The 13,254-nt window shown below is 59.0% G+C and carries 10 protein-coding genes and 1 pseudogene; 6 read left to right on the top strand and 5 right to left on the bottom strand.

Translation table 11 applies throughout. The annotated features are described in order from the left end of the window. Positions 1-73 precede the first annotated feature (73 nt). The 3 genes from sppA to rluC are packed head-to-tail and all read right to left on the bottom strand — an operon-like array spanning position 74 to position 2,696. Complete coding sequence (sppA, locus tag K5E40_RS01260; protein WP_221729349.1) at positions 74-1,063, bottom strand: signal peptide peptidase SppA; 990 nt, start codon at positions 1,061-1,063, stop codon at positions 74-76. Positions 1,064-1,087: 24 nt separating this feature from the next. Beyond that, complete coding sequence (locus K5E40_RS01265) at positions 1,088-1,750, bottom strand: HAD-IA family hydrolase (protein WP_221729350.1); 663 nt, start codon at positions 1,748-1,750, stop codon at positions 1,088-1,090. After that, positions 1,737-2,696 (bottom strand): 23S rRNA pseudouridine(955/2504/2580) synthase RluC, encoded by a 960-nt coding sequence (gene rluC, locus K5E40_RS01270; protein WP_221729351.1) that lies wholly within the window; start codon positions 2,694-2,696, stop codon positions 1,737-1,739. Before rluC ends, K5E40_RS01265 begins: the two co-directional genes overlap by 14 nt. Before the next feature lie 699 nt (positions 2,697-3,395). Between rluC and rne the strand changes: the two genes are divergently transcribed. After that, positions 3,396-6,626: a ribonuclease E gene (gene rne / locus K5E40_RS01275; protein WP_221729352.1), complete on the top strand. Its 3,231-nt coding sequence runs from the start codon at positions 3,396-3,398 to the stop codon at positions 6,624-6,626. A gap of 232 nt (positions 6,627-6,858) precedes the next feature. On the opposite strand, the gene K5E40_RS01280 is transcribed toward rne, so the two are convergent. Then, the gene (locus K5E40_RS01280) at positions 6,859-7,458 is read right to left on the bottom strand and encodes an FMN-dependent NADH-azoreductase (protein WP_221729353.1); all 600 of its coding nucleotides are present in this window, start codon (positions 7,456-7,458) and stop codon (positions 6,859-6,861) included. Between the two features lie 230 nt (positions 7,459-7,688). Next, a complete protein-coding gene (locus K5E40_RS01285) occupies positions 7,689-8,003 on the bottom strand; it encodes a 3-phosphoglycerate kinase (RefSeq protein WP_221729354.1) in 315 nt (104 codons plus the stop codon). A 49-nt stretch (positions 8,004-8,052) separates the two neighbouring features. On the opposite strand from K5E40_RS01285, the gene K5E40_RS01290 reads away from it, so the two are divergent. The 5 genes and pseudogenes from K5E40_RS01290 to aqpZ all read left to right on the top strand — a co-directional run bounded on the left by K5E40_RS01290 (position 8,053) and on the right by aqpZ (position 13,248). After that, positions 8,053-8,976 (top strand): LysR family transcriptional regulator, encoded by a 924-nt coding sequence (locus K5E40_RS01290; protein ID WP_221729355.1) that lies wholly within the window; start codon positions 8,053-8,055, stop codon positions 8,974-8,976. Between the two features lie 14 nt (positions 8,977-8,990). Beyond that, positions 8,991-9,794 carry an alpha/beta fold hydrolase gene (locus K5E40_RS01295; RefSeq protein WP_221729356.1) on the top strand — a complete coding sequence of 268 codons (804 nt, stop codon included), beginning with the start codon at positions 8,991-8,993 and terminating at the stop codon, positions 9,792-9,794. A gap of 3 nt (positions 9,795-9,797) precedes the next feature. After that, entirely contained in the window at positions 9,798-10,346 is a 549-nt protein-coding gene (locus K5E40_RS01300) for a peptidylprolyl isomerase (RefSeq protein WP_221729357.1), read from the top strand. 88 nt (positions 10,347-10,434) lie between these two features. Further along, positions 10,435-12,267 (top strand): ABC transporter ATP-binding protein, encoded by a 1,833-nt coding sequence (locus K5E40_RS01305; RefSeq protein WP_221729358.1) that lies wholly within the window; start codon positions 10,435-10,437, stop codon positions 12,265-12,267. 285 nt (positions 12,268-12,552) lie between these two features. Then, positions 12,553-13,248: pseudogene (gene aqpZ, locus K5E40_RS01310) on the top strand (aquaporin Z). Positions 13,249-13,254 lie beyond the last annotated feature (6 nt).

Below are 13,254 nucleotides of genomic sequence, written 5' to 3' on the forward strand. Positions count from 1 at the left end.
AGCCTTCGACAGCTCCTACACCGATATCCATAGGAACTGCCGCAGACTGCGATCTTTTGATCTTTAAAACAACTCAGCGCAACGAAGGCCCGTGGAAACCCATCCACATTGCCAACTGCTCAGCAACGCTTGCACCGAGCTTCTTCGAGAAGCGATCGAACGGCGATTCCTGAACAGTGAAGTCAACCAGTTCTTTCTCACCGATCACGTCACGCGCCACCGAACTGGCGCTACCCAAGCCATCGATCAAGCCCAATGGCAGCGCCTGCTCACCCGACCAGACCAGCCCGGAGAACAGCTCCGGATGCTCTTTATCCTTCAGGCGATCACCGCGCCCTTGCTTGACGCTGTTGATGAACTGCTTGTGCGTGGTATCCAGCACACTTTGCCAGAACGCAGTTTCTTCAGGTTTCTGCGGCTGGAACGGGTCAAGGAACGACTTGTGCTCGCCCGAGGTGTAGGTGCGACGCTCAACACCCAGTTTCTCCATGGTGCCAACAAAACCGTATCCGGCAGCGGTCACACCAATGGAGCCCACCAGACTCGCTTTGTCGGCATAGATCTGATCCGCCGCACTGGCAATGTAGTAGGCTCCGGACGCACCGAGATCGGAAATCACCGCGTACAGCTTGGTGTCCGAGTGCAGACCGCGCAGGCGCTTGATCTCGTCATAGACATACCCCGACTGCACCGGACTACCGCCAGGACTGTTGATACGCAGGATGACACCCTTGACCTTCTTGTCTTCGAACGCTGCGCGCAAGGCGCCGACAATGTTGTCAGCACTGGCCGACTCCTTATCGGCGATCACGCCGGCAACATCGATCAGCGCGGTGTAGTTCGTGCTGCGTGCGGCGCTCTTTTCCATGTCCATCAGCGGCGTGAACAGGATCAGCGCAACGAACAGATAAACAAACGTCAGAAGCTTGAAGAAAATCCCCCAACGCCGCGAGCGACGCTGCTCCTGCACACCGGCGAGCAGAGTCTTTTCCAACAGCTTCCAGCTTTTCTCGTCACCGCCGTCGGCACTTGCCTTGGCCGGTGCCTTCCATTCGTCGGTCATGCGATTCACCCCAGCAAAAACGTATTAGGCCCGCTGCCCCAGCCAGGCATGTAATTCGGAAAAACGATCGATCGACAGACGCGGCTCATACTGCTGCAGTGATTCAATCGATTGCGCGCCATAACTGACCGCCACCGACACCATCCCCGCGTTACGCGCCATTAATAGATCGAAGGACGAATCCCCCACCATCAGCGCCTGCTCCGCACGCACACCGCAATGAGCAAGAATCTGCTCCAGCATCAGAGGGTGCGGTTTGCTCGCAGTTTCATCGGCAGCACGGGTAATGTCGAAATACTCTTCCCAGCCATTAGCCTTGAGCACCCGATCCAGTCCGCGACGATTCTTGCCGGTCGCGATTGCCAGGTGATAACCCTGCTCGCGAAAGGATGCCATCGACTCGACGACACCCTCGAACAACGGCGAAGGCACGGCTTCTGCAGCGATGTAGTGATCCGCGTAATACTCGCGGAACGCAACCATTTCGGCATCGCTGATCTCGGGATACAACGTGCGAATCGCCTCAGGCAACCCCAGGCCGATGATGCCCTTGACGGCAAAGTCATCGCGCAACTCGAAACCGGACCGCCCGGACGCGGAATGCATCGCCTCGACAATCCGACCAATGGAATCGGCCAGCGTACCGTCCCAATCGAAAATCAGCAGTTTGTAATCAGGGTGCGGCACTCAGGCGCTCCACAGTCTTGGCCCACATTTCATCGACCGGGGCCTGCAAGGTCAGCTTGCCACCATCAGGCAGCGGCACGGTCAGCATGTAAGCGTGCAGAAAAAGGCGCTTGCCGCCCAGATCGCGGATTTCCTTGGTGAAATCGTCATCGCCGTACTTGCTGTCGCCAGCAATGCAATGCCCGGCGTGCAGGGTGTGGACGCGAATCTGGTGGGTACGACCGGTAACAGGCTTGGCCTCGACCATGGTGGCGAAATCGCCGAAGCGGCGTAGCACCTTGAACACAGTCAGGGCTTCTTTGCCCTCGTCGTTGACTTCGACCATGCGCTCACCGGAACGCAGGTTGCTCTTGAGCAATGGCGCACTGACCTGCTTGATAGAGGTCGCCCAATTACCACGAACCAGCGCCATGTAGCGCTTGTCGACACCATCGCCACGCAATTTTTCGTGCAAGTGACGCAGCATGCTGCGTTTCTTGGCAATCATCAGCAAGCCGGAAGTGTCACGATCGAGACGATGTACCAGTTCCAGTTCCTTTGTATCGGGACGCAACTGACGAAAGGCTTCGATCACGCCGAAATTCAGACCGCTGCCACCGTGAACCGCAATGCCGGCGGGCTTGTTGATCACGATCAGAGCTTTGTCTTCGTAGACGATCGATGCTTCCAGACCCTGCAACAGTCCTTGGGCCAAAGGCACCGGCTCATCACGCTCCGGCACGCGAACCGGCGGCACGCGCACGATATCGCCGGCCTGCAGCTTGTATTCAGGCTTGATCCGCCCCTTATTCACGCGCACTTCGCCTTTACGCAAAATGCGGTAAATCAAGGTCTTGGGCACGCCTTTGAGCCGGGCGAGGAGAAAGTTGTCGATTCGTTGGCCGGCATACTCCGGCGAGACTTCAAGCAATTGAACGCCTGGAGTCGAAGGGGCAGTAGTTGTCATGCCGCGGATGATAACAATTTTTATGGAATTGAAGCACTTAATCATTGCTGCTATAGTCGCGAACGCCGCCAAAAGCGGCCTGGGCAGCGGAACCACGGTCAAAAACCGGCCCTGACCAACGCAATTCACCAGGACGCGAGGCCGTCCTACGGGGCTTTCGCTACGTAACGGTGGAGTTTGCAGTTGTAACAAGCGCAGGTGACATGAGGCCTGAATTACACCGCCGAACAGAGTTTTTACTCGCCCGGCAGGCAGATATTCACGGCCAGTTCACAAAGTGCAGTCAGCTGCGAATGACCCCGAGCGAACGCTTCGGAAACATCGCCTAAATTAGCCATGATGCGTGACCTCCCCTTTCGGAGTTCACGGTAAATGCCAACCCGCTGCGGATTCTGCGCGCGGCAGCACCCGAATTATCAGGGATACGTGTAGGGTGGAGATGCACAACCGCTGGACTGTGTAGCAATAGGCTTTATCAAGACGCTTCATCTCGTCCACAGCCGCTGGTTGATTCCTCCTCCTGACTGAGTGCTTAAGTAGCCACAGCAAGCAGGACGCGTACGTCGCGGTATCGGCCCAATTGGTCGAACATCGCTGGACACGGGAATGGCCAACCACTCCCGACGCACCTGACACCGACCGTGAGAAGTCGTGTGTGCCGAACGCCGTTTCCGGCAGCCCGGAAACCGACGGTACTACATGAAAAGAATGCTGATTAACGCAACTCAACCCGAAGAGTTGCGTGTTGCACTGGTAGATGGGCAACGCCTCTACGACCTGGACATCGAATCCGGTGCACGCGAGCAGAAGAAGGCCAACATCTATAAAGGCCGAATCACTCGCATCGAACCAAGCCTTGAGGCTGCCTTTGTCGATTTCGGCTCCGAGCGCCACGGCTTCCTGCCCCTCAAAGAAATCTCCCGCGAATACTTCAAGAAAGCCCCCGAAGGCCGCGTCAACATCAAGGACGTCCTGAGCGAAGGCCAGGAAGTCATCGTTCAGGTTGAAAAAGAAGAACGTGGCAACAAGGGCGCAGCCCTGACCACTTTCATCAGCCTGGCCGGTCGTTACCTCGTGCTGATGCCAAACAACCCGCGTGCCGGCGGCATCTCCCGTCGCATCGAAGGCGAAGAGCGCAACGAACTGCGTGAAGCGCTGAACGGCCTGGTTGCTCCAGCCGACATGGGGCTGATCGTACGCACTGCCGGCCTTGGCCGCAGCAGCGAAGAAATGCAGTGGGACCTCGACTACCTGCTGCAACTGTGGACCGCCATCAAAGAAGCCTCGCTGGATCGCTCCGCGCCATTCCTGATTTACCAGGAAAGCAACGTGATCATCCGCGCGATCCGCGATTACCTGCGCCAGGACATCGGCGAAGTGCTGATCGACAGCGTTGAAGCCCAGGACGAAGCCCTGACGTTCATCCGCCAGGTAATGCCGCAGTACGCCAGCAAGATCAAGCTGTACGAAGACAGCGTTCCGCTGTTCAACCGTTTCCAGATCGAAAGCCAGATCGAGACCGCTTTCCAGCGCGTCGTCGAACTGCCTTCCGGCGGTTCCATCGTTATCGATCCGACCGAAGCCCTGGTGTCCATCGATATCAACTCGGCGCGCGCCACCAAAGGCAGCGACATCGAAGAAACCGCTCTGCAGACCAACCTTGAAGCGGCTGAAGAAATCGCCCGTCAGTTGCGCCTGCGCGACATCGGCGGCCTGATCGTCATCGACTTCATCGACATGACCCCTGCCAAGAACCAGCGCGCCGTAGAAGAGAAAGTCCGCGAATGCCTGGAAGCCGACCGCGCTCGCGTGCAGATCGGCCGTATCTCGCGCTTCGGCCTGCTGGAAATGTCCCGTCAGCGCCTGCGTCCATCCTTGGGCGAAAGCAGCGGCATCGTCTGCCCGCGTTGCAACGGCACCGGCATCATCCGTGACGTTGAGTCGCTGTCACTGGCGATCCTGCGCCTGATCGAAGAAGAAGCCCTGAAAGACCGCACTGCAGAAGTTCGCGCCCAGGTGCCGATCCCGGTGGCTGCGTTCCTGCTCAACGAAAAACGCAACTCGATCACCAAGATCGAACTGCGCACTCGTGCCCGTATCATCATCCTGCCAAACGATCACCTCGAAACACCGCACTTCGAAGTTCAGCGTTTGCGTGATGACAGCCCGGAAGCCGCGACCAACCAGTCCAGCTACGAAATCGCCGCTGCCGCTGCCGACGTCGAAGAAGTCCAGCCAGCCGCCGCGACCCGTACCCTGGTTCGCCAGGAAGCCGCGGTCAAGACCGCACCAGCCCGCGCCAACGCTCCGGTTCCGACCGAAGTAGCCGCACCTGCTGCACCAGCACCTGCTCCAGTGGCCGTGCCAGAGCCAAGCCTGTTCAAAGGTCTGGTGAAGTCGTTGGTCAGCCTGTTCGCGACCAAAGAAGAGCCAGCCGCACCGGTGGTGGTTGAAAAACCAGCTACCGAGCGTCCAGCCCGCAACGAAGAACGTCGCAACGGTCGTCAGCAGAGCCGCAACCGTAATGGTCGTCGCGATGAAGAGCGCAAGCCGCGCGAAGAACGTGCACCGCGTGAAGAACGCGCCCCTCGCGAGCCGCGTGAAGAGCGCCAGCCACGTGAGGCCCGCGAAGAGCGCGCCCCTCGCGAAGCTCGCACTGAAGCGCCAGCCGCCCGCGAAGAACGCGCACCTCGCGCACCTCGTGAAGAACGCGCTCCACGTGCGCCGCGTGAAGACCGCAAGCCTCGTGGCGAGCGTGAAGAACGTGTACGTGAACTGCGCGAGCCGCTGGATGCCGCTCCAGCAGCAGCCGTTGTCGCCGTTAATGCAGAAGAGCGTCCGGCCCGACAGCCTCGCGAAGAGCGCGCACCGCGCCCGCCGCGTGAAGAGCGTCAACCGCGTGCAGAGCAGGCCGCTGCCGCCATTGTTGAAGACGAAGTGATCACCAACGAAGAGCAACTGCCGGAAGATGGTTCGGAGAACGCCGAAGGCGATCGTCCACGTCGTCGCTCCCGCGGCCAGCGTCGTCGCAGCAACCGTCGCGAGCGTCAGCGTGATGCCAACGGCAACGTGATCGAAGGCTCGGAAGAATCCGAGTCCGGCGAAAACGCTGAAGCACCAAGCGCTGCCGATCTGGCCGCCGGCCTGGCTGTTACCGCCGCCGTCGCCAGCAGCGTCATCAGCGCTCCGGCTGAAGCACAAGCCAACGAGCAAGCCGAACGTGCCACTGCCGCAACACTGGAAACTGCTCCAGTTGAAGCACCGGCGGTTGAAGCAACCACTCCGGTGGAAGTGACTGCGGCTCCGGAAGTCGAAGTAGCACCGGTTCGCGAAACTCAAGACCAGGTTGAAGCCCAGCCTCAGATTGAAATCGCTGCCGAACCTGCTTTCGTAGCCCAAGAGCCAGTTGTCGTTGCAGAGCCGGTTGTCGAAGCCGTCGCTGAAACCGTGACCGAAAGCGTGCGTGAAGTTCGCGAAGAGCAAACTGCATTCAACTGGGTTGCAGAGCCGACCGTAGCCGAAGCGCCAGCGCCTGCTGCTGAAGCTGAAGTGCCACAAGCCATGGTGTCCGAGCCAGTGGTTGCCGCTGCCGAACCTGCTCCAGCGCCGGTCGTCGAAGCTCCAGTGGTTGCCCAAGCCCCAGCGGTTGAGGCCCCTGCGGTCAGCGCGCTGACGCCAAACGGCCGCGCTCCAAACGATCCACGCGAAGTGCGTCGTCGCAAGCGCGAAGAAGAGCGCCTGCAGAAGGAAGCTGAACTGGCTGCCGCTGCTGCGCCTGCTGCTGAAGTGGTCGAGGCAGCTCCTGCCCCGGCCGCTGAAGAAGTCGTCGTTGAAGCAGCCATCGCTGAAGCTCCTCGCTCCGTTCAGGACGCGGCCGAGCATCACGAAGAGCCCCAGGAAAAAGAACACGAGCCTAAACCCCTCGTCTGATTCCAAAAGCCAATAAAAAGCCCCGCCTGAATATTCAGGCGGGGCTTTTTTTATGTTCACGGATTACCGGGATTGCGTGAAGAACAAAAAAAAGCCCGATCTCGCTAAAGCGTTCAATCGGGCTACAGCACTCAGGAGCAATAAGTGCAAAGGGAGGTTCGATGCGCGTAAAACCTTGAAGGGGTTGCGCCAGAGCACTAGAACATCCAGTGATTATCTGGCGATTAACATATCAAGCGACCGAAGCCAGTTTGGCGTTGGCCTGGTTCAGGCCCTTCTCCTGGAAGTCGCCACCCAGGTTCATGCCTTCGGCATGGATGAAGGTCACGTCGTGGATACCGATAAAACCCATTACCTGACGCAGGTAGGGTTCCTGATGATCAGCAGGGCCGCCGGCGTAAATCCCGCCGCGAGCGGTCAGCACGTAGGCACGTTTGCCGCTCAGCAGGCCTTGCGGACCGGTGTCGGTGTACTTGAAGGTGACGCCGGCACGCAGCACATGGTCAAGCCAGGCCTTGAGGGTGCTCGGGATCGCGAAGTTGTACATCGGCGCGGCCATGACCAGCACGTCGGCAGCCAGCAGTTCATCAGTCAATTCGTTGGAGCGATCCAGAGAAGACTGTTCGCTGTCGTTGCGCTGATCGGCAGGCTTCATCCAGCCGCCCAACAGGTTGATGTCCAGGTGCGGCACCGGGTTCACGGCGAGATCACGCACAGTGATCTGATCGTCGGGGTGCGCGGTTTTCCACTGATTGATGAAGGTCTGGGTCAACTGACGGGACACCGAGTCTTGCTGGCGGGCGCTGCTTTCGATGATCAGAACGCGGGACATGTTGTGTAGCCTCCATCCGAGAATGTTGTAGGTCGATGGAGTGAAGGTTAAACAGAGCTGAATCGATGAAAAAGCGCAAATAATTGCTGCAAAGCATCGAAAATTTAGTTTAGATGCAACTCAACCCTTTGAGAGTGAGCTTGCTGGCGAAGGCGATGTGTCAGCACGAGCATGGATGACTGATCTACCGCCCTCACGAGCAAACCCGCTCCCACAAGGAAGATTTGCAGTTATTTCGGGGTACAGGTCAGATCGATGCGCAGTTTGATAATGGTGCGGGTGAACTTGGCCGTGGCGTTTTTATGTTTGCCGGCCACGACTTCGATGTTACGTGTCCGTGGCGCCTCGGGACCGTTGCGGAACACCACTTTGCAGCTCGCGTCGACGTCGCCGTAGTTGGCCACCTGGATGGAGCCAATGTCGTTATCCGTGGCGAAACTCTGGTAGTCGATCTTCATGCCATTGAGATTTTTCTGCACATCGATCGGATACGCAAAGGCTGTCAACGGCAGCAGTGCCAGCACCACACAACAGAATTTTTTCATTCGACAGTCTCCAATGGGGACCGTCAGCTTAGGACAAGAGGAGCTATTGATGAAAGCGCCCCGCGTGACCCTGGATCAATGGCGAACATTGCAGGCCGTGGTCGACCACGGCGGATTCGCCCAAGCGGCCGAGGCACTGCATCGTTCGCAGTCGTCGGTGAGCTACACCGTCGCCCGCATGCAAGATCAGCTCGGCGTGCCGCTGCTGCGCATCGACGGGCGTAAAGCCGTGCTGACCGATGCTGGCGGCGTGTTGCTGCGCCGCTCGCGACAACTGGTGAAACAGGCCAGCCAACTGGAAGACCTTGCCCATCACATGGAGCAAGGCTGGGAAGCAGAAGTGCGATTGGTGGTCGACGCAGCCTATCCAAGTGCACGTATCGTGCGTGCGTTGACTGCGTTCATGCCACAGAGCCGTGGGTGTCGGGTGCGACTGCGTGAGGAAGTGTTGTCGGGTGTCGAGGAAGTGCTGCTCGAAGGCGTGGCCGATCTGGCCATCACTGGCCTGAGCATTCCCGGCTACCTCGGCGCGGAACTGAGCGACGTGGAATTTGTTGCGGTTGCCCATCCTGACCACAGCCTGCATCGGCTCAATCGTGAACTGAGCTTCCAGGATCTGGAAACCCAGATGCAAGTGGTCATCCGCGACTCCGGTCGTCAACAGCCAAGGGATGTCGGCTGGCTCGGCGCCGAACAGCGCTGGACCGTCGGCAGCCTCGCCACGGCCGCGACATTCGTCAGCAGCGGCCTGGGCTTTGCTTGGTTACCGCGGCACATGATCGAACGGGAACTGAAAGAGGGATCGCTCAAGCTGCTACCGCTGGATCAGGGCGGCAGTCGCAACCCGAGTTTCTATCTGTATTCGAACAAGGACAAACCGCTGGGCCCGGCCACACAAATCCTCATCGAACTGTTGCGCACCTTCGACACCTTGCCGCTGGACGCACCGTTCGCCGCCCCTGAGCAAGCCTGACACGGAGTCCACCGATGGCCTATTTTGCGCACGAAGGTTGCAACCTGCACTACGAGGAATATGGCCACGGCACGCCGTTGCTGCTGGTTCACGGGCTCGGTTCGAGCACGCTGGATTGGGAAATGCAGATCCCGGCGCTGGCCACGCACTACCGGGTGATCGTGCCGGATATCCGCGGCCACGGGCGCTCGGACAAACCCCGCGAGCGGTACAGCATCGCGGGGTTCAGCGCCGACATGGTGGCGCTGATCGAGTATTTGAACCTCGGTCCGGTGCACTACGTGGGTCTGTCGATGGGCGGCATGATCGGCTTCCAGCTCGGTGTCGATCAGCCGCAGATGCTCAAGAGCCTGACCATCGTCAACAGCGCCCCTGAAGTCAAACTGCGCAGCCGCGACGACTACTGGCAATGGTTCAAACGCTGGAGTCTGATGCGCGTGCTGAGCCTGGCGACCATCGGCAAGGCGCTGGGCAGCAAACTGTTCCCAAAACCCGAACAGGCGAATCTGCGGCAGAAAATGGCGGAACGCTGGGCAAAAAACGACAAACGTGCTTATCTCGCCAGCTTCGATGCAATTGTTGGCTGGGGGGTTCAGGAACGACTTTCCCGGGTGACCTGTCCAACGCTCATCGTCAGTGCCGACCGTGATTACACACCTGTGGCACTGAAAGAAACCTATGTAAAACTGCTGCCCGATGCGCGGCTGGTGGTGATTGCCGATTCGCGCCATGCCACCCCGCTCGATCAACCCGAACGCTTCAATCAAACGCTGCTGGAGTTTCTCGCCGCAGCCGATATTCAATCTCAGGATCACTGACCCATGCTGAAAAAACTCGCCCTCGTCGCCGGCACCGTACTGTTTGCTGCCAACCTGATGGCTGCGCCGCAACCCAAGGTTGAACTGATCACCGACAACGGTCCGATCATCATTGAGCTGGATGCGGTCAAAGCACCGATCAGTACCAAAAACTTCTTGGATTACGTCAATAGCGGCTTCTACAACAACACCATCTTCCACCGTGTGATCCCGGGCTTCATGGCCCAGGGCGGCGGCTTCACCGAGCAAATGCAACAGAAAGAAACCAAGGCACCGATCAAAAACGAATCGAAAAATGGTCTGCACAACGTCCGAGGGACGTTGGCCATGGCGCGCACTTCAGATCCTGACTCGGCCACCAGCCAGTTTTTCATTAACGTGAAAGACAACGACTTCCTCGACCAGGGTGATGGTTACGCCGTATTCGGTAAGGTCCTTGATGGAATGAATGTCGTGGACATCATCGTCAACTCGCAAACCACCACCAAAAATGGCATGCGAGATGTGCCTGCCGTTCCTGTGCATATCAAGTCGGCCAAAGTCATCGACTAAGCTGTACAGGGCATATCGAGCGGCGCCGGCCTGATCCCGCGCCGCTCACACTGATAAAAGGAGAGCCCGTACTCCGGGCGGTTATCTGATGCTCTATCGCCGTTTTGAACAACTGATCGACATATTCCGCGACGCCCCGACGGCATCTCCGCCCGACCGTGTGCTCCCCTTCTATACCTATTACCTGAAGCAGGTCTGGCCGAGTTTCGCCGCCCTGCTGGTGGTCGGCCTGTTCGCCGCGCTGATCGAAGTGGCACTGTTCAGTTACCTGAGTCGCATCATCGACCTGGCCCAAGGTACGCCAAACCCGAATTTCTTCAGTGATCACGCCCTCGAACTGACGTGGATGGTGGTGGTTGCGCTTGTGCTCAGACCGATTTTCTTCGGCCTGCACGACCTGCTGGTGCACCAGACATTAAGCCCCGGCATGACCAGCATGATCCGCTGGCAGAACCACAGCTACGTGCTCAAGCAGAGCCTGAACTTCTTCCAGAGCGACTTTGCCGGGCGCATTGCCCAGCGCATCATGCAGACCGGCAACTCGCTGCGTGATTCAGCGGTGCAAGCGGTGGATGCACTGTGGCATGTGGGGATCTACGCGATCAGCGCGCTGGTGCTGTTCGCCGAAGCCGACTGGCGTCTGATGGTCCCGTTGCTGACGTGGATCGTCGCCTACATCGGCGCACTCTGTTACTTCGTGCCGCGGGTCAAGGACCGCTCGGTGGAAGCCTCCGACGCACGTTCGAAACTGATGGGCCGAATCGTCGACGGCTACACCAATATCGCCACGCTCAAGCTGTTCGCTCACACTCATTTCGAACAGCACTACGCCAAGGAAGCGATCGAAGAACAAACCGTCAAAGCTCAAATGGCCGGCCGCGTGGTCACCAGCATGGACGTGGCGATCACCGCCATGAACGGCTTGCTGATCGTCGGCACAACCGCGCTGGCCCTGTGGTTGTGGACGCAATCGCTGATCACCGTCGGCGCCATTGCCCTGGCCACCGGCCTGGTGATCCGCATCGTCAACATGTCCGGCTGGATCATGTGGGTGGTCACTGGCATCTTCGAAAACATCGGCATGGTCCAGGACGGTCTGCGGACCATCTCGCAACCGGTCAGCGTCACCGATCACGAACAGGCCAAACCGCTGGCCGTCGCCAGCGGCGAAGTGCGTTTCGAGCACGTCGATTTCCACTACGGCAAGAAGAAAGGCATCATCGGCGACCTCAACCTGACCATCAAACCGGGTGAAAAAATCGGTCTGATCGGACCGTCCGGCGCTGGTAAATCAACCTTGGTCAACCTGCTGCTACGCCTCTATGACGTCGAGGGCGGACGCATCCTGATCGACGGCCAGAACATCGCCGAAGTCAGCCAGGAAAGCCTGCGTGCGCGGATCGGCATGATCACCCAGGACACCTCACTGCTGCACCGTTCAATCCGCGACAACTTGCTGTACGGCAAACCTGACGCAACTGACGCACAGCTTTGGGACACCGTGCACAAGGCTCGTGCCGATGAGTTCATTCCACTGCTGTCGGACGCTGAAGGACGCACTGGCTTCGACGCGCATGTTGGTGAGCGCGGGGTGAAGCTGTCGGGCGGCCAACGTCAGCGCATCGCGATTGCCCGAGTGCTGCTCAAGGACGCGCCGATCCTGATCATGGACGAAGCGACCTCGGCCCTGGACTCGGAAGTCGAAGCCGCGATTCAGGAAAGCCTGGAAACCCTGATGCAGGGCAAAACCGTGATCGCCATTGCTCACCGCCTCTCGACTATCGCGCGCATGGATCGCCTGGTGGTGCTGGAAAACGGCAAGATCGCGGAGAGCGGCACCCATGCCGAACTGTTGGCCCATGGCGGTTTGTATTCGCGGTTATGGGCGCACCAGACCGGGGGGTTCGTCGGGATCGATTGATCATTGGGTCAGGAGGGGGCTTGCCCCCGAAAGCGGGGTGTCAGTACCGAACATTTGACTGGCACGCCGCCTTCGGGAGCAAGCCCCCTTCCACATTGGCCTGCAACCACCTTGAAGATCGCCACAGCCCTTTAACCACGGGTGCTGGCGGTTTTTATCGCCTGCTGGAAATCCATCCAAAGCGTGCTGTACTCAGCCAAGGTTCCGGCAGGGAACCTGTCGTAAGTCCGCAAGGACGCATAACTCGATGCAGTCTCGATAGCACGCCTATCAAGGACTCTTCTCATGTCTCTGTTCAAACGTTCAGTCACGGAGTTGTTGGGTACGTTCTGGCTGGTGTTGGGCGGTTGTGGCAGTGCGGTGATCGCCGCGTCTTCACCTTTGGGAATCGGGGTGCTGGGGGTGGCCCTGGCATTTGGTCTGACGGTGCTGACCATGGCGTTTGCCATCGGCCACATCAGCGGATGTCACCTCAACCCGGCCGTCTCGGTCGGTCTGTTTGTCGGCGGTCGGTTTCCGGCCAAAGAGTTGCCTGCCTACATCATCGCCCAAGTGCTCGGCGGGATTCTGGCGGCAGCGCTGCTTTAATACATTGCCAGCGGCAGGGAGGGTTTCGATATTGCCGCCGGCCTTGCCTCCAACGGTTACGGCGAGCACTCGCCCGGCAAGTATTCGATGGCCACAGGGTTTGTCACGGAACTGGTGATGACCGCGATGTTTGTGATCATCATTCTGGGCGCCACCGATAAGCGCGCCCCGCCGGGCCTTGCACCGATTGCCATAGGTCTGGCGCTGACCTTGATCCACCTGATCTCCATTCCCGTGACCAACACCTCGGTCAACCCGGCCCGCAGCACGGGGCCGGCTCTGATGGTCGGCGGCTGGGCGCTCGCGCAGTTGTGGATGTTCTGGGTGGCGCCGCTGTCGGGTGCGGTGGCCGGTGGAGTGATTTATCTCTGGTTGGGTAACGAAAAAACCTGAGTCCAA

The sequence above is a fragment of the Pseudomonas baetica genome, from assembly GCF_019733355.1.
Taxonomy (GTDB): Bacteria; Pseudomonadota; Gammaproteobacteria; order Pseudomonadales; family Pseudomonadaceae; genus Aquipseudomonas; species Aquipseudomonas baetica_A.